Here is a 16,316-nt window from a genome sequence, read left to right as displayed (position 1 = left end):
ACGCTAATCCCTACCCCCCTATTTGATGGTGAATTATACCCTACTCCTTGCCGCGCTGCTGGCTGGCCCCTTTGCCCAGGCCCAGAGCCCGACCCAGCTGGTGGCCGAGCTGCAAAAGCAGTTTCCAGGGGAGAAAGCCGCTTACCTGGAGCTGCGCCAGGATTTGACGGTGCAAATCATCCACGACTCGGTGCAGGTGCTGGCCCGCCACCACGCCGACATGCTGCACCTGGAGCCCGGCTCGGTGGCCTACGCCAATGATAAAGTTTTCAGCTCCCACTTCAGCCGCCTGCAAAAGCTGGAAGCCCGCACGCTGGTGCCCAGCGGCGACAAGTATAAGCCGGTGAAAGTGACGGACTTCAAGGAGACGTTTGAGATGCAGGCGGGCATTTTCTTCGATGACTCGCGGTCAACCAGCTTCTCGTTTCCGGCCGTGGGCCCTGGGGCCCGCACCCTCACCGATTACTTGGTACGCCACGTCGATGCGCGGTTTGTGCTGCCATTCTACCTGGGCTCCTACGTGCCCGTGCGCCACGCCGAGCTGACCATCACCGCGCCCAAGGGCGTGCGCATCGGCTACAAGACCTTCCACGCCGAAAACACGCCGGTGAAGTACACCACCCTGGCCAAAGGCGACCAAATAGTGCACCGCTGGACGGTCGACAACCTGCCCTCGCCGCCGCGCGACTCCGACGCGCCGCAGGCTAGCTACTACCTGCCGCACTTGGTTTTCTACCTCGAAGAAGCGGCCGTGGCCGGGCAGGCGCGCAAGCTGCTAGCCGGCGTACCGGAGCTGTACGCCATGTACGCCGACTTCGTGCGCCGCATCGACCGGCAGCCCAGCCCGGCCCTGAAGCAGCAGGTCGACTCGCTGGTGGCCGGCGCCGCCACTGAGGCCGAGAAAGTCAAGCGCATCTACTACTGGGTGCAGGACCACGTGCGCTACATCGCCTTCGAGCAGGGCCTGCGCGGCTTTATTCCGCACGATGCAGGTCTGGTGTACGGCCGCCGCTACGGCGACTGCAAGGACATGGCCAACCTCACCAACGAGATGCTGCACCTGGCCGGCGTCAAGAACGCCTACCTGACCTGGGTTGGCACGCGCGATATTCCCTACAAATACGCCGAGCTGGCCACGCCCGGCGTTGATAATCATATGATTGCGACCTACGAGCCGAAGCCGGGCGAGTACGTTTTCCTCGACGCGACGAGCAAGCACACGCCCTACGGGATGCCGAGCAGCATGATTCAGGGCAAGGAAGGCCTGCTGGCGCTGGATGGCCAGAACTGCCGCGTGGTGCCCATCCCGGCAATGGACCGCCGCCGCAGCGGGGCCGTGGATGCCTCGGTGCTGACCTTGGACGGCACGGCTTTGCGCGGGCAGGGCCAGCTGCAACTCTCCGGCTACGCCAAAGTCAACCAGAGCTACGGCCTCGACGGGCTGGACCGGGTGGCCGAGCCGAAATATGTAAAGGCGCTGCTGGAGCGCGGCAACAACAAATTTTTCGTCGATAAATACGCCATCACCAACCTCGACGCCCGCGACCGGCCCCTGACCATCGCCTACGACTACCGCCTGCAGGACTACGTGCAGCAGGTCGATGACGAGCTGTACGTGAACCTGAGCCTGGAGCGGCCCTACGCCACTGACCGCCTCGACTCGCTCACCCGCCGCCTGCCGCGCTACAACGAGTTTGCCCACACCAACCACACCCGCACCGAGCTGGCCATTCCGGCCGGCTACGAGGTGAGCTACCTGCCCCCCGCCGCTCAGAGCCAGGGCGAGGCGCTGGGCTTCAAGGTGAGCTACGAGCAAAAGGGCAACCGCATCGTGCAGGACCGCGAGGTGTACGTGAACTACCTGCTGCTCAAGCCCCAGCAGTTCGGCGCCTGGAACAAGGTGGTCGGGCAGCTGGGCAATTCCTACCGGGAAGTCGTGATTTTAAAGCGCAAGAAATAAGCGCACACTTAGTCTAAAAAGGCCGTCATGCTGAGCTTGCCGAAGCATCTCGCGTGGGGAAGTAATCCACGGTAACAACGATTGAATTAGCTCACCACGCGAGATGCTTCGGCAAGCTCAGCATGACGGCCTTTTTGATTAATTACTGCCGCAAGCGAGGTGCTTCGCTTACGCTCAGCATGACCGTCATTTAAAATTAAGTGTCGAACATTAGTTAGCTATACATGAGATTATTCCTACCCCCCCTTTTCACGGCAATGCTGCTGGGCCTGACGCTGAGCCTGCGCGCCCAAACCATCCCGCCGGGCCTAGTGCACGCGGGCTACCGCTGGGACGCCCAGCGGCGCCAGCGCCTGCCCGTGTCGGCAGCCGAGGCCGAGCTGCCGGCGCTCATTCTCAAGGACTTCACCAGCCTGGAATACTACCTCGACCCGGCCGGTAAAAAGGATTTGCGCCTCTTCGCCACGGAGCACCGGATTGTGCGCGTGAACACATCGGAGGGCATTGAGCGCTACAATAAGATTGTGGTGCCGGTGCTGGAATCGGGCGGCAACGTGGAAGTGAAAGCGCGCACCATCAGCCCGCGCGGCGAGGTGCGCGAGGTGCGGGCGGCCGACATGAAGGAGTTGAAGGATGAGAATGGCACCCGCGGCTTTCGGGTCCTGGCCGTGGACGGCGTGGAAAAGGGCAGCGAAGTGGAGTACTACTACACCCGCGAGAAGCCCTTCAACCACTTCGGGCGCGAGGTGCTGCAAGCCGAGACGCCCGCCCGCAACGTCACCTTTGAGCTGATTGCCCCCGATGGGCTCACCTTCGAGGCCCGCACCTACCACGGCCCACAGGCGCTGATTGACACCACCGTCCGGGGCCGGCGCATCCTGCGGCTGAGCCTGCCCACCGTGGCGGGCCTGCGCGAAGAAGCCTTTGCCCACCTCAAGCCTCAGCAGCTGCGCATCGAGTACAAGCTGGCCTACATGCGCAACCGCGGGCAGGTGCGGCAGTTCACCTTCGCCGATGCCAGCCAGTTCACCTACCGCAGCATGACGGCGCTCAGCAAGGACGAAACCAGGGCGGTAGACAGAATCCTGGCCGCGGCCAAGGTGCCCGGCGGCGGCCCGCTGCCGGCGCGCATCGCGGCGCTGGAAAACTACGTCAAGCTCACCTTCAACCTCGATGACAATGCCAGCAACGACCTGGGCCGGGTGCTGGCCACGCGCAACGCCTCGGAAGTGGGCTTCTGCCGCCTGCTCACGGCCCTTTCGCGCAAGCTTGGCGCGGTGCCGGAGCTGGTCGTGACCTCGCCCCGCGACGAGGTGCCGCTCGATGCGGGGTTTGACTCTTGGGCCTATCTGAACCGGTTTGCGCTCTATTTCCCGGCCACGGGCCAGTACGTGGCACCCGGCCGGCCCGACTACCGCGCCGGGATGCTGCCGGCCGAGTGGACCGCCACGCCCGCCTTGTTTGTGAAGAGCGTGCAGCTCGGCAGCACCGAGTCGGCCATCGGCACGGTGCGCGAAGTTCCTACCCTCACCGCCGAGCAAAGCCCGCAGGACCTCGACATCAGCGTGGCCTTCGCCCCCGACTTAAGCCGCAGCACCGTGCAGCTGCGCCAGAGCCTGGGCGGCTACGCGGCCACCGTCATTCAACCTTTTTGGTCGCAAATTCCCGACGCCAAGCGCCTCGAAGTGATGCAGGAAATGCAGAAGGGCGTGGTACCCGATGCCACTAACTTCCAGAAGCTAACCGTGCGCGGCACCGAGCGCGGCGTCAACCCGCTCACCGACCCTTTCGTCGTGGAGGGCCAGCTCGAATCGGCCGCCCTGCTCGACAAGGCCGGTCCGCGCTACCTGTTTAAAATCGGCACCCTGCTCGGCCCCCAGACCGAGCTGTACCAGCAGGAAGCCCGGCAGTTTGACGTCGAGAATGCCCACAACCGCAGCTACCACCGCGTCATCCGCTTCGAGCTGCCGGCGGGCTACTCGGTGCGCAACTTGCAGGACTTGAACGTGGACGTGAAAACCGCGCCCGGCGCCGCCGACGCCACGCAGCCCGCGTTCGACTTCCGCGCCAGCTACGCCCAGCAGGGCCAGCAGGTCACGGTCACCATCAGCGAAAACTACCGCCAGGTGCGCTGGCCCAAGGCGGACTTCGAGGCCTTCCGCGCCGTGGTGAATGCGGCGGCGAACTTCAACAAAGTGGTGCTCGTGCTGGAAAAGAGGGGGTAGGAAACTGCGCCGCGGGCCGGACCACTGCGGCCCGCGGCTACTTTTACCGGATGGATTCCCTACCCCCCCTCGACACACCCAAGGCGGCGGCCTTCCGCGCCCGCGTGCTCCAGCCGCGCAACCTGCGCCTGTTTCTGCTGCGGCAGCTGCCGATGGCCTGGCTGGCGGGCCTGCGCCTGACCCGGCTCACGCCCGAGGCGGCCACGGTTACGATCCGCTATAAGTTTCTGACCCAGAACCCATTTCGCAGCATCTACTTTGCCTGCCTGGGCATGGCCGCCGAGCTGGCCAGCGGCATTCAGGCGATGATGCACGTGAGCAGCGGCTCGCCGGTTTCGATGCTGGTCACGCACCTGGACGCCGATTTCACCAAGAAAGCCACCGGCCTGATTGCCTTCACCTGCGAAGATGGACCGCGCATTGCCCAAGCCATTGCCGAGAGCCGCGCCACCGGCGAGGGCCGTACCGTAGTGGCTACGAGCACCGGCCTCGACGAGGCCGGCGACCCCGTGGCCGTGTTTCGGGTGACGTGGTCGTTTCGGGCGCGGAAGTAGATATTAGACCACCGTTTAGGCGAACGGGTGTTACCAGTGAAAAGTATTATATAGCATACTCGTTAGTGGGTTCAGGTTACCCTTTTTCTAAGTATAATCGCTATCAATGAGCTCTGTTCAACAGGCAAAGGTTGTTTCTCTAATCGTAGCAGTCCTGTACATCGGTACTGGGACAATTCAGTTGTTGAATCTAATCGGAGGCAATGGAATTTTCCCCCTGGGCGAGGGATTTGATACTTTTTTTACGCCTGGTTACTTTCTGGGGTTTGCGCTTGGATATGGCGGTGGAAAGTTCTGGGCAGTGGCAGGGCAGGCCGTGATGTTCCTCATTGTCTATGGAATAACATTCAGCGTTTTCCTGCCAATTTTTAAGATTATGGAAAAGAAAACAACCTCATCCAATGACACTTGAACCACCGTTTTCTTGAACGAGTCCGCAAATAGTAGTATCGGGTTGGGTATCAATTCTAATGGGCTACCTTCAATCCTATAGCATGAAAATAGAAACACTCATCTGGTTTGTGTTGCCAACAATCGTAGGTCTACTGATGATTTATCAAACCCTAAAATGGTCAATTCAAATCAGAACATGGTCAAGCTGGCTACTATCACTGATTATTTTGCTGGCCACTGGATTATCCTTAGCCATTATAGGCACCATATACTTCACAGATGCTTGGCCGACATTCATCCCACACATAGTTATAGGCTTGTCCCTGATACTCCTATTCGGTCAGTTTGCAATGAGGCGTAAGATTTAGCCCTCCTTTTACTGAACGTCTAGCGGCTTTCCGGCGCCAAGTCCGAGCGGGCTGTCGTAGCGCCGGGCGAGTTTAAGAAACTCGTTTATCATTCAAAGTTTACAAAATTCATAAAGAGGATGAGTTTTGTAAACTTCCTAACGTCCCGATTTTGCTCTCCTCCCGGCGCAGTTTGACGTCAGACGTATTCCCCGCTACATCTCATCTGCATCTCTTATAAGAGACGCCCAGGCTACCCCCTGCTAGCTAGCCTCAGGTGGCTTCTTCGGCCAGGTTCTCCTTCGAGAGCACGTCTACCAGACCATCTTCGCTCACCACGATGGCCAGGCAGGGCCAGGCCGAGCTTTCGACGTAGCGCACGGCCGAGTTGTAGCGGGCGCCGCGCGTGGCGTTGCCCCGGCCGCTGGCGCGGCCATCGAGGATGACGCCGATGGAGTAGCAGTAGCTTTCGGGGTCGAGCAGCACGGCCCCGTCGATGCTGGTGACGAGGCGGGTGATGAGCGACGTCAGGCGCACGGGCTCAATCAGGGTGCACTGGAGCTTGAGGCGGTCGGCCTCGGCCAGGGCCTCGGTGGTGATGACGAGCATGGTGCCGTGGGCCTGTCGGCTGGCTTCGAGCACCACTTCCCAGAGGCGCTCGACCTTGGCCGGGTCGTGCAGCTCGAAGGTGCGGCGCAAATCGCGGCGGAAACGGGCCTTGTTGAGGCGGGTGCGCGGCAGACCGGGCAGGCCGTAGTGGGCGCGCAGCAGCACGTGGGCGCCGTGGCCGAATTCCCAGGCGTAGTGGGTGATGAAGTTGATAACGAACAAATCCTCGCGGCTCGCATCGTAGGAGCCAATCTGCCGGCCCAGCGCGTACACCTTGTCGCCGTCGCCGAGCAAGTGCACGTCGGGCGTGGTCATTTCCAGCAGCTTACGCACGGCCCGGAAGTCGTCGAGGTCGGTGGGGCAGGTCAGGGCGAAAACCTCCTCCAGGTTGGGGTGGCCGCGGCGGGCCAGCAGCAGTTTCCCTACCCCCTCGGCGCCCTCGTAGCGCAGCGAGGAGATGGTGTTGAGCGTGTCGAAGAGCCGCGCCGCCCCCGGCGCCAGGCCCAGGGCCTGGGCGGGCGTGTCCATGAGCGACTTGCCCGCGCCGCGCAGCAACTCGTCGGTATCGCGGGGGCGGGTGAGCAGGCCGGCGCCGGGCTCGACATCGGTCAGCAGCTTCATGCACTCCTCATTGAAGCGGTAGATGGCCGCCACCAGCAGCGAAGGCGCCAGCGGCCGGCCGTCGGTATAGTAGCGGTGGGGGCGCAGCGAGGGGTAGGCGCGCAGCGGCCGGCGGCGCACCCGCAGAATAGTGAGCACGAAATGGCCGTCGATGCGCATGGCCCAGCTGGCAAAATGCTGGTGATTGCCGTGGCCGTCCAGCTCGTCCAGGGTTTGCTGCACGGCCGTGCGCAGCCCGATGCCCTCGTGCTTGCGGCGCAGCATTTCGGGGCTCACGTCTTCGCGCTCGGGGTAGGGCGAGATGGCAGTATTCTGTTGGACCCGGCCCCGCGCCACGGCATCAACGAAAGCGGCGGTGGGCAGCTCAGCGTCGGCCGGCTCCAGGATGATGGCCGGGCCCTCGGCGTCGGCTTCGGGGCGCGCGGCAGCGGGCAGGGCCAGCAGCAGCACGTAGGGCCGCAGGTCATCGTCAAGGGCATTGAAAAGGCCCTCGGCGACAGTTTGGGCCGCTTTGCGGTAGCGGGCCTGGTGGGGCCAGATGGTGGCCAGGGCGGGAAGCAGCGTTGGGGTCACGGCGAGGGGTTGGGCGAGCAGCAGGGGGGTAGGGATATAGGTAGTCGGCTGACGGCGGCCAATGTTGCATCGGCCGCCGCCCGGTGGCCCAACTTCCTCCTGCTCACGGGCTATTTTTTCAGAAAATTCTACAACTGAAAGATAACCGGCAACACCATCTTTTGCTTTAACGGCCGACCCTTATAGGTGGCCGGCTCCCACTTCGGCGCCGTCTTAATCAGCCGCAGCGCTTCCTCATCCAGGCCCGAGCCCATCTTTTTCAGCACCCGCGCATCGGTGAGCGAGCCGTCGGGCTGCACCATGAACTCGACCATCACCCGGCCCTGAATCTTGCGCTGCCGGGCCAGCCGGGGGTAGACCTGGTGCTGCTGAATCCAGTCGAAAAACGTTTCGGTGCCGCCCACCGGGCGGGTAGGCACGTCGGGCGCCACGGCGAGGGGCGCGTCGGGGTCCGCCGCCGAGTTGGCGGGCGCTCCCGCCGGCGCAGCGGCCGGCGCGGGCCGCTTCACTACCTCCGCCGAGCCGGGCGAGAGCACGAACGAGACTGGCACGCGCACGCGCTGGCGCACCACCTGCCCGCGGTGCCGGGCCGGCGTCCAGCGCGGGCCGCTGCGAATCAGGCGCAGGGCCTCGGCGTCCAGCTCCGGCGCCAGGGGCTGGTCCACCTTCACCTCGCTGATGGCGCCGGTTTTCTCCACGATAAAGCTCACCGGCACAGTGCCCTGCAAGCCCTGCTGCAAGGCCGCGCCGGGGTAGCGCTGATGGGCGGCCAGAAACTCAGCGTAGGCGCGGGTGCCGCCTAGCGGCACGGCCGGCGCGGCCACCGAGTCGAACACCTCGCGGGCATCAGGCTTAGGGTATTTGAGCTTGGTCTTGGTCTGGGCGGCGGCCGAAAAACTCAGCAAGCTGAGCATGAGCAGCGCGGGCAGGGCTTTGGCGGGAGCCGAAGGCGTCATAAACGAGGAGTGGCGCGTAAAGCGCTTTTTAGAGGTTTTGAAAATCAAGGGGGGTAGGGAATCAGCTGCCGCCGGCCGCCGACTCTCGTTCAGCTGGCAAACAATAATCGTTCTAGCTGCGCTGAGCGGCCCAGCTGCCCGACGCGCTCCTAAGCCCGTTTTCCCGCCATGAACTGTGCTGACTCCGTACCCGTTCCGGCCGCCTCGCCGGCCGCCTACTACTCGTCATCGTCGCGCCCTTCCGGGAAGTGCGCTTCATCCTTGAAGAAGCCGGCGTCCGCTGAGAAGACTTCGTGGCCGTGACTGTGTTTCTGACCAGCCTGCCAGCCGACTTCGCCACCTGCAACCGGCTCTTGCCGAACACTTTGCAGTGATGAGCATTGAATAATATCGTTTAGATTGCTCATTGCGAACTACCCATTCTTCATTACCCATTAGCCCATCATGTACGTCCGCAATAATATTCGCTTTAAAGTCTGGTGGTCTTATTCCTGGTGGCCGCTGCTGGTCTGCTTTCTCTACGACAGCTTCATTTGCCTGCTCTACGGCTACTTTGGCGTCCGGGCCCTCGACCTGCCCTGGGCGCCGGTGGCCACGCTGGGCACGGCCGTGGCCTTCTACATCGGCTTCAAGAACAACGGCTCCTACGACCGGTTTTCGGAGGGCCGCCAGCTCTGGGGCGTCATCACCAACCTGAGCCGGCTCTGGGCCATCAGCATTTCTGACTACGTGCAGCCTGCCCCCGACGAGGTGATACCCGACCCGGCCGAGGTGCGCGAGCTGCACCGCCGCCTGCTCTACCGCCAGCTGGCCTGGGTTAATGCCCTGCGCCTGCACTTGCGCCGCCAGACCGCCGAACGCTGGGATGCCGAGGTGGCGCCCTTCCTCAGCTTGGCCGACAGCGCCGCCGCCCGCGACCGCAACAACCCGCCCACCCACCTGTTGCGCCAGCAAAGCGAAGAACTGCGCCACCTGCACCAGCGGGGCCTGCTGGCGGTGTGGCGCCAAGTGTCGCTCGTCGATACGCTCCGCGACCTCTTTCACGCCCAAGGCGGCTGCGAACGCATCAAAAACACGCCCTTCCCGCGCCAATACGCTTACTTCAGCTACGTCTTCGTCCGGGTGTTCGCGGCCGTGCTGCCGCTGGGCCTGGTCGAAGAGTTCGATAAGATGGGGCCCAACCACGTCTGGCTTACGGTGCCCGTGGCCATGCTCGTGGCCTGGGTGTTCAACACCATCGAGGTGGTGGGCCACACGAGCGAAAACCCGTTCGACAACACCATCAACGACGTACCCATGTCCAGCATCTGCCGCACCATCGAGATTGATTTGCGCGAGTTGCTGGGGGAAAAAGAATTGCCTACCAAGCTTGAAGCCGTGAACGACGTACTGTACTAAACGAGGGGGGTAGGGAGCGGGGCTTGCCCCCACCCGGCGGCCAAACAACAAGCAATGGCTTGCCAGGCAAACGGCGCTTACGCCGGGCGGGGGCAAGTCCGCTCCCTACCCCCCTTCCACGCAAAAAGCCCCGTCGTTCACACGGCGGGGCTTTTTCAATTAGCTATTTAGCTCTGCGAAACCTACTCGCTCTGCCCGATGGGATAATATGCCTTGCGGCCGTCGGGATATACGCCTTCGACCAGGGCACCGGAGTTGTCCTTGGCCGCTTCGAGGTAGCGCTTCACGTCGGCGGGCTTGGTCACGGCGCGCTTATCGATGCGCGTGATGATAAAGCCGTCGGCGATGCCGGTTTCCTTGAAGTTCGAGCCTTTTACGCCCGAAATCTGAGCGCCGCCTTCCAGGTCGAGCGAGCGTTGGGTGCGGGCGGGCACGGGGGCAAACTTGGCGCCCTCGTAGTTCACCACGGCATCAGCGGGCGTCTCGCGCACCACGGCGTTGGTACCGGCGGCGTTGTGCAGCTCGGCGGTCGTGGTGTTGCGGCTCTCACCGCGCAGATACGTCACCTTAATCTTGTCGCCGGGTCGGAAGCGCGCCACCTGCTCCTGCAACTGCGAGGACGTGTTGACGGCCACGCCGTTAATTTCAGTGATGATGTCGCCCTCCTTAATGCCGGCGGCAGCGGCGGCGCTTTTATCGTTGCGGCCCATCACGTACACGCCGTTGAGGGTGTTGAGCTTCTTCTCCGAGGCCAGGGCGGCATCGACTTCGCGGATGCTGACGCCGAGCAGGGCGCGCTGCACCACCTTATACTTGAGCAGGTCATCCACCACCTTGCTCACGATGGAGCTGGGCACGGCAAACGAGTAGCCCACGTAGGAGCCGGTCTGCGAGGCGATGGCCGAGTTCACGCCAATCAAATCGCCGTTCAGGTTCACGAGCGCGCCGCCGGAGTTGCCGGGGTTCACCGCCGCATCGGTCTGGATGAACGACTCAATGCTCATGTTGTCTTCACGACGCAGGATGTTGATGTTGCGGCCCTTGGCCGACACGATACCCGCCGTCACGGTCGAGTTGAGGCTGAACGGGTTGCCCACGGCCAGCACCCACTGCCCTACCCTCACTTCGTCGGAGTTGCCGTACTTGATGAAGGGCAGGTTGTCGGCCTTCACCTTGAGCACGGCGATGTCGGTATTGGGGTCGGTGCCGACCAACTCCGCGTCAAACTTGCGCTTGTCGTCGAGCACGACCGTAATCTTGGAGGCCTTCTCGATGACGTGGTTGTTGGTCACGATGTAGCCGTTGGCGGCGATAATCACACCCGAGCCGGAGCCTTCGCCGCCGCGCGGCGCCATCTCGCCTCGCCCGCCGCGGCCGTGGTACTGCTCATATTGCTTTTCCAACTGGTCGCCGAAGAACTGCCGCAGAAACGGGTCCATCTGCATCTGAGCGCTTTCGTTGCGCGAGGGCGCGTACTCCGTCATCACGTGCACCACAGCCGGCGTGGCCGAAGCAGCGGCAGCCACGAAGTTGAGACCTTCGGGCACGGTGTAGCGGCTGCTGCGCAGCTCGGAGGTATAGCGCACGTTGGGGTCAGCGGCCAGGATGGCTTGCGGGGCCGTCGCCGGGTCGGGCTCCAGCAGCTTGTAGCCGCCCACGGCCACGCCCCCGCCGAGGACCGCCGAAGTCAGCAGGCCAAGCATCATTTGTTTTGTCTGCATGGATAGAAGAATGATGAGAGAAGTGAGAAGAAGGATTCTAATTTAAATGGGCCGCTGCAAACCACAAGCGGACGCCGGGCCGCCAACGCGCCAAAGAAGCTGTTTCGTGTTCGGGGGTTGCCTGCCCCGCAGGGCCGGCCGGCTGGTATTACAACACGCAGACCAGAAAAAAGGCACCCGCGAAGGTGCCTTTTTTTACGGACATTTTTGCGGCCGGATGCGCCGCGGGTCGTCAAATTAGCGCACCTCAATGTGCTGTTTCGTCGTCTTTTCGGGGTCCAGGGGCAGGCTCACGCGCAGGATGCCGTCGGTCAGCTCCGCGCTGATGGCCTTCACGCTGACCGTCTCGGGCAGGCGGAAAGCGCGGCGGAACGAGCCGTAAGCCGTTTCGGCGCGGCGGAATTTAGGGGTGTTTTCGCCGGCTTGGGGCGCTTTGCGTTCCCCACTCACCACAAGCTGGCCTTCCTGAAAGTCGATGTTCACGGCGTCCTTGGCTACGCCGGGCAACGCGAGCTGCAACTCAAAGCCAGCTTCGGTTTCCAGGATATCAACTGCGGGGTGGAAAGCCGTGGAGGGAGCGTTTGGGGCGGCGGGCAGCGTGTCGCGCAGCAGCTCGCCAAACAAGATGTTGAAAGCGCGGGCAGGGCGCAAAGCCGGGCGGTTATAAACGAGCGTGTTCATGGGTATAGAAGTTAAAAGTAAGTAGCGTTTGGCGTACCATCTCAGTCAGATACACCGGGCTTTTTACAGATTCTATACCAACCGCTTTGGACTGCTTTCTTAATGTCAAAAAGTCATAATCTCAATAGATTGCTCGTCGCCGTTAAACTATTAAATCAAAGAAATACGCCTTCCAACGCTGCGTCAGCGGATTTCCTGCCTCCTTATTACTACCTAAGACCAGGACATAGTGTCCGAAAAATAATCACCACCAGCTAGTGCTGCGTGGGCAGCTGCCGCCGCTCATTCCCTACCCCCTGCTTCGGCAGCAGGGTGAAGCGCAGGTCCAGGCCCACGACGGGCACCACTGTATTAGTGCGGCCACCGCCGGTTTGGACTCGGTTACCGTTGGGGTCGTCCATATACTGGGGCAGGGCGTTGATGTAGCTAGTCTGCCAAGCCATGTAGGGCGTGAAGTCGATTTGCGGCGAGACACGCAGGCCCAGTTCGGCCCGCAGACTGCCGAAATCCAGCACCCGCTCTTTGGGTTGGTCCTCGTCGCGCTGGAAGCGCAGATAAGCGGCCGTTTCGTAGGCCAGGCGTGGGCGCAAGATTAGTTTTTCGCTCACGGGTAAAAGGCGCTCCAAGTCGAGGCGGAGGCGGGCAAGGACGCGGTCGGGGTTGCTGCTCCCATCGCCGCTTATTGTCATCGCATTTTCTACTCCCAGCCGTTGGCCGAAGTTGAAAGAGCCTAGTTTGCTAGTATGTCGCAGCAACAGCCCCGGTATGAAATTACCTACTAGGCCCAGTACATCTCCGTAACCTTCCCCTGCCGCCGACACCCGCAGAGTAGCCCCGCCGCTCCATTGCTTGCTCCAGAAATGCTCGTAGCCTAACCGCAACTGACCAGCGGCAAACGTGCTGCCTCCACTGTTGGTTGCGGCCACCAGATTAACCCCCCCCAGCAGATAATCATCGCCTTTCAACGCCAGCTCTACCTGCGCCTCCGGCACGAGCACCGCGTCGGCCACATTGCGGCGCTGCGCGGTGACGGCGGTGGTCAGCAGCAGACCGCCGGCTACCAGCACAAAACGGAAAAGGTGAGGCATTGCAGAAAAAAGAGGGGGTAGGGAATTGAATAAGCAAATGGCTACTGCGCCGCCAGCTCCTGCACCGTGAGCCAGGCCATCAGGCCGGGGCCCAGCTCCAGGCAGGTTTCGTCCACGTCGAAGGTCGGCGTGTGCACCGAGGCCGTGCCGCGGCTGCCGTCGGCGCTGCGCGTGCCGAGGCGGTAGAAGCAGGCCGGACCGGCCTGGGAGAAGTAGGCAAAGTCTTCGGCCGCCAGCCACTGGTCGAGGTCGACGACGTTTTCTTCGCCCACGTAGGCAGCCATCGCGGCGCGCGTGCGGGCCGTGAGGGCGGGCTCGTTGTCGAGGCAGGGGTAGCCACGGCGAATTTCCAGTTCGCACACGGCGCCCATGCTCGCGGCGAGCCCTTCGCAGAGCTGGCGCAAATGGCCCAGCGCCTCCATGCGCCACTGCTCATCAAGCGTGCGGAAGGTGCCTTCGAGGTACACCGAATCGGGGATGACGTTGGTGGCGCCGTTGGCGATGACCTTGCCAAAGGAAAGCACCGAGGGCATTTTAGGGTTGGCGCGGCGGCTCACAATCTGCTGGGCGGCCACAATAATATGGGACGCCACCAGTACCGGGTCGAGGTTCAGCTCCGGCATGGCGCCGTGGCCGCCGCGCCCGCGCACGGTCATATACAGCTCGTCGGCGCTGGCCATGTAGCGCCCGCTGCGAATGCCGACCTGCCCCACCGGCAGCTTCGGAAACACGTGCTGCCCCAGCACCGCGCGCGGCGCCGGATTTTCCAGCACGCCATCCCGAATCATGAGCGAGGCGCCGCCGGGCACTACCTCCTCGCCGGGCTGAAAAATCAGCTTTACGGTGCCCTGAAACTCGCTTTTCAGCTGATTGAGAATGCGGGCCGTGCCCAGCAGCGAGGTAGTGTGCACGTCGTGGCCGCAGGCGTGCATCACGCCGGGGCGGGTCGATTTGTAAGCCACCTCGTTCAGCTCCTGAATGGGCAGCGCATCCATGTCGGCGCGCAGGGCCAGGGTGGGGCCGCCGGGCCGCCCCTCGATGAGGGCCACGACGCCGGTTTCGGCCATCGTTTGGGGCTGAAGGCCCATTTCGCGCAGCTGCCGCGTGACGAAGGCGGCCGTTTCGGTTTCCTCGAACGACAGCTCCGGGTGGGCGTGCAGGTGGCGGCGTACCGCGGCGAGGTCGGCGGCAAGGGCGGCGGCAAGGGCTTTGATTGTCTGAACCACGGATTAGTCGGATTTCGGGGACGATTCTATTCGGGCCTCAATTTAGAATCCCTACCCCCTTCGGAAAGATTGAAGCCACTGGCGAGAAAATTTCTTCTGTTTATTATAGAAAACCGTCCCCAAAATCCGACTAATCCGATAAATCCGTGGTCCGGATTACGGCGTCTTATTTAGCACCACTGAGGCCGATTCCAACTCGGCCTTGGGCACCAGCGGGCGCACCCGCGTCATGGCACGCGCCGCTTCCAGCTTGCTGGTGTAGTCACCGATGTAGAGCCGGTAGATGGGCTGCTTGAAGGTAATATAATCGGTTTCCTCGGGGTAACGGCTGATGACAGCACGGCGGATGGCCATCGCCTTGTCGCGCTCCAGGCCCACGTAGGCCAGAATGCGGTAGCCCTGCGTGTACCTGACCTTCTCGTTCGTGTAGGCCTGGTCGCGCAGGCGCTGCTCGATGCGCTCATTCACCTGGCTGGTGGGCGCTACGAAGGGGGCTTTGGTAAAGGAAGGGGGGGTAGGCGCCGCTGTCGGTCGGGGCGGCGTGGTGGCGGCAGCGGGGCGGTACCTGCGCACGTCCTCGGCGGGCAGCGCGCCGGCCGGGACCGGGCGGCGGATGGTGTCGGCCGGGGCCGCCGTAGTCCCGGCCGGGGCGGCGGGCGCCGCGGCGGCGCAGGCGCTCAGCAGCGGCCCGGCCCCGGCCAGCAGCACCTTACACAGAACTTGTTGCATCATCTTCACTTAGCAAAGCTACGCCGTTAGACGAGCCGATGCGGTCGGCGCCTGCCGCAATCAGGGCCAGCGCCGCCGCCCGCGTGCGAATGCCGCCCGATGCCTTGATGCGCACCGTGGCCGGCAGGCTGCGCCGCAGCAACTCAACATCCTCGACTGAAGCGCCACGGCTGGCAAAGCCCGTGGACGTTTTCACCAAATCGGCGCCCGCCTCGGCGCAAAGCTGCGCCGCCTGAATGATTTCAGCCTCCGTGAGTAGTGCCGTTTCGATGATAACTTTCAGCAGCACGTCGTGCAAGTGCGCGAGGTCGGCCAGGTCTTCCACCTCCTGCTCCGCTTGCGGCAACTGCCCGGATTTGAGCAGCGAGATATTCAGCACCATATCCAGCTCCGTGGCGCCGGCCTCGATGGCATGTTCCGCCTCCCGGAACTTGGTGCGCGTGTCCTGGTAGCCGAGCGGAAAGCCAATCACCGTGCCCACGGCTACGGCGGTGCCAGCTAACTCCTGCGCCGCCAGCGCCACGTAGCAGGGCGGCACGCACACGCCGGCAAAACCGTGCGCTTTGGCTTCCTGGCAAAGCTGCCGAATTTGGTCGGCCGTGCAGTCGGGCCGGAGCAGGGTGTGGTCGAGGTAGGGGGCCAGGGTCATAGCGTAGAGATAATTGAACGGCGGGCTGGTGAGTTTATAAAGAAGCTAGCAGCCGCGCCACGTCTGGGAAGGTGGTCTGCAACTCGGTTAGCTGCAACAAAGCCAGCAGGCGCGCGCCGTGCCCGGTCTTATGGTACCGGCCTTTACGAGTATCCGTGGTGCAGCGCTCTAGCACCCGGTCGGGGTGCGGTACCAGCGGCGCGGCTGTGGCGGGCAGGACGTGCGTTAGTTTAGGCTGGTAGAATTCGTGCAGAATAGTAGGCTGCGCCAGAAACCAAGCCTCCATTTTCTGCACCATGAAAAATACTTGGTCTTCGTAACCAGTTAATTTCTTCGCGGCCAGCCAGGCGGCACGGGTGCTATCCGGGCCATCTAAATCAACTAACAGCAGTACGCGCCGGAAGGCTGAGTTCGGTTTAGCAGTTTCCTGCTGAAATTTACGGATAGCCCCATCCGTGTCATTGCACATAACGATAAGCGGCTTCTGACGCAGATTAGCCTGTCCCAACAGCCGCCCGAATCCGTTGCGCAAGTCGCCATTATCGGTCTTGCTGCTGCCTTCCACGAAGAGTACGCAGTCCGCCAT

General features: G+C 62.7%; 15 protein-coding genes. 5 read left to right on the top strand and 10 right to left on the bottom strand.

Annotated elements, in window-relative coordinates:
• Window positions 1-25: 25 nt before the first annotated feature.
• From ACFE70_RS00690 to ACFE70_RS00675, 4 genes are all read left to right on the top strand, one after another.
• Window positions 26-1,960 (top strand): DUF3857 domain-containing protein, encoded by a 1,935-nt coding sequence (locus ACFE70_RS00690; protein ID WP_375415774.1) that lies wholly within the window; start codon window positions 26-28, stop codon window positions 1,958-1,960.
• 224 nt (window positions 1,961-2,184) lie between these two features.
• Entirely contained in the window at window positions 2,185-4,185 is a 2,001-nt protein-coding gene (locus ACFE70_RS00685; protein WP_375415773.1) for a DUF3857 domain-containing protein, read from the top strand.
• A gap of 50 nt (window positions 4,186-4,235) precedes the next feature.
• Window positions 4,236-4,739 carry a PaaI family thioesterase gene (locus ACFE70_RS00680; RefSeq protein WP_375415772.1) on the top strand — a complete coding sequence of 168 codons (504 nt, stop codon included), beginning with the start codon at window positions 4,236-4,238 and terminating at the stop codon, window positions 4,737-4,739.
• Window positions 4,740-4,845: 106 nt separating this feature from the next.
• Window positions 4,846-5,151 carry a hypothetical protein gene (locus ACFE70_RS00675; RefSeq protein WP_375415771.1) on the top strand — a complete coding sequence of 102 codons (306 nt, stop codon included), beginning with the start codon at window positions 4,846-4,848 and terminating at the stop codon, window positions 5,149-5,151.
• Window positions 5,152-5,752: 601 nt separating this feature from the next.
• On the opposite strand, the gene ACFE70_RS00670 is transcribed toward ACFE70_RS00675, so the two are convergent.
• The 3 genes from ACFE70_RS00670 to ACFE70_RS00660 all read right to left on the bottom strand — a co-directional run bounded on the left by ACFE70_RS00670 (window position 5,753) and on the right by ACFE70_RS00660 (window position 8,645).
• The gene (locus ACFE70_RS00670; protein WP_375415770.1) at window positions 5,753-7,282 is read right to left on the bottom strand and encodes a diadenylate cyclase; all 1,530 of its coding nucleotides are present in this window, start codon (window positions 7,280-7,282) and stop codon (window positions 5,753-5,755) included.
• Window positions 7,283-7,410: 128 nt separating this feature from the next.
• On the bottom strand, window positions 7,411-8,286 hold the full coding sequence (locus tag ACFE70_RS00665; protein WP_375415769.1) for an energy transducer TonB: 876 nt from the start codon (window positions 8,284-8,286) through the stop codon (window positions 7,411-7,413).
• Between the two features lie 170 nt (window positions 8,287-8,456).
• A complete protein-coding gene (locus ACFE70_RS00660) occupies window positions 8,457-8,645 on the bottom strand; it encodes a hypothetical protein (RefSeq protein WP_375415768.1) in 189 nt (62 codons plus the stop codon).
• 37 nt (window positions 8,646-8,682) lie between these two features.
• Here ACFE70_RS00660 and ACFE70_RS00655 point away from each other — a divergent pair, with 37 nt between their 5' ends.
• Entirely contained in the window at window positions 8,683-9,636 is a 954-nt protein-coding gene (locus tag ACFE70_RS00655) for a bestrophin family protein (protein WP_375415767.1), read from the top strand.
• 182 nt (window positions 9,637-9,818) lie between these two features.
• Here the strand turns inward: ACFE70_RS00655 and ACFE70_RS00650 are convergent, their stop codons facing one another.
• The 7 genes from ACFE70_RS00650 to ACFE70_RS00620 form a co-directional block, all read right to left on the bottom strand.
• The gene (locus ACFE70_RS00650; protein ID WP_375415766.1) at window positions 9,819-11,357 is read right to left on the bottom strand and encodes a S1C family serine protease; all 1,539 of its coding nucleotides are present in this window, start codon (window positions 11,355-11,357) and stop codon (window positions 9,819-9,821) included.
• 237 nt (window positions 11,358-11,594) lie between these two features.
• Complete coding sequence (locus tag ACFE70_RS00645; RefSeq protein ID WP_375415765.1) at window positions 11,595-12,038, bottom strand: Hsp20/alpha crystallin family protein; 444 nt, start codon at window positions 12,036-12,038, stop codon at window positions 11,595-11,597.
• A gap of 254 nt (window positions 12,039-12,292) precedes the next feature.
• The gene (locus ACFE70_RS00640) at window positions 12,293-13,126 is read right to left on the bottom strand and encodes a hypothetical protein (RefSeq protein WP_375415764.1); all 834 of its coding nucleotides are present in this window, start codon (window positions 13,124-13,126) and stop codon (window positions 12,293-12,295) included.
• Window positions 13,127-13,167: 41 nt separating this feature from the next.
• On the bottom strand, window positions 13,168-14,352 hold the full coding sequence (locus tag ACFE70_RS00635) for a M20 family metallopeptidase (protein WP_375415763.1): 1,185 nt from the start codon (window positions 14,350-14,352) through the stop codon (window positions 13,168-13,170).
• Window positions 14,353-14,508: 156 nt separating this feature from the next.
• Entirely contained in the window at window positions 14,509-15,084 is a 576-nt protein-coding gene (locus tag ACFE70_RS00630) for a hypothetical protein (RefSeq protein WP_375415762.1), read from the bottom strand.
• Entirely contained in the window at window positions 15,062-15,730 is a 669-nt protein-coding gene (gene deoC / locus ACFE70_RS00625; protein WP_375415761.1) for a deoxyribose-phosphate aldolase, read from the bottom strand. The genes ACFE70_RS00630 and deoC overlap by 23 nt, the downstream gene beginning before the upstream one ends.
• A gap of 34 nt (window positions 15,731-15,764) precedes the next feature.
• Window positions 15,765-16,316, bottom strand: coding sequence for a DUF4276 family protein (locus ACFE70_RS00620; protein ID WP_375415760.1), 552 nt, complete (start codon window positions 16,314-16,316; stop codon window positions 15,765-15,767).

Origin of the sequence: uncultured Hymenobacter sp. (assembly GCF_964243305.1) — a bacterium.
Taxonomy (GTDB): Bacteria; Bacteroidota; Bacteroidia; order Cytophagales; family Hymenobacteraceae; genus Hymenobacter.
Note: the sequence above shows the minus strand (reverse complement) of the source record. Positions and strands in the feature narration are given on the sequence as shown.

Coding starts and splice junctions, on each gene's coding strand:
- ACFE70_RS00660 (WP_375415768.1), bottom strand. CDS start 8,645: ATGAGCAATCTAAACGATATTATTCAATGCTCATCACTGCAAAGTGTT.
- ACFE70_RS00645 (WP_375415765.1), bottom strand. CDS start 12,038: ATGAACACGCTCGTTTATAACCGCCCGGCTTTGCGCCCTGCCCGCGCT.
- ACFE70_RS00655 (WP_375415767.1), top strand. CDS start 8,683: ATGTACGTCCGCAATAATATTCGCTTTAAAGTCTGGTGGTCTTATTCC.
- ACFE70_RS00690 (WP_375415774.1), top strand. CDS start 26: ATGGTGAATTATACCCTACTCCTTGCCGCGCTGCTGGCTGGCCCCTTT.
- ACFE70_RS00675 (WP_375415771.1), top strand. CDS start 4,846: ATGAGCTCTGTTCAACAGGCAAAGGTTGTTTCTCTAATCGTAGCAGTC.
- ACFE70_RS00680 (WP_375415772.1), top strand. CDS start 4,236: ATGGATTCCCTACCCCCCCTCGACACACCCAAGGCGGCGGCCTTCCGC.
- deoC (WP_375415761.1), bottom strand. CDS start 15,730: ATGACCCTGGCCCCCTACCTCGACCACACCCTGCTCCGGCCCGACTGC.
- ACFE70_RS00650 (WP_375415766.1), bottom strand. CDS start 11,357: ATGCAGACAAAACAAATGATGCTTGGCCTGCTGACTTCGGCGGTCCTC.
- ACFE70_RS00640 (WP_375415764.1), bottom strand. CDS start 13,126: ATGCCTCACCTTTTCCGTTTTGTGCTGGTAGCCGGCGGTCTGCTGCTG.
- ACFE70_RS00685 (WP_375415773.1), top strand. CDS start 2,185: ATGAGATTATTCCTACCCCCCCTTTTCACGGCAATGCTGCTGGGCCTG.
- ACFE70_RS00620 (WP_375415760.1), bottom strand. CDS start 16,316: ATGGCGGACTGCGTACTCTTCGTGGAAGGCAGCAGCAAGACCGATAAT.
- ACFE70_RS00630 (WP_375415762.1), bottom strand. CDS start 15,084: ATGATGCAACAAGTTCTGTGTAAGGTGCTGCTGGCCGGGGCCGGGCCG.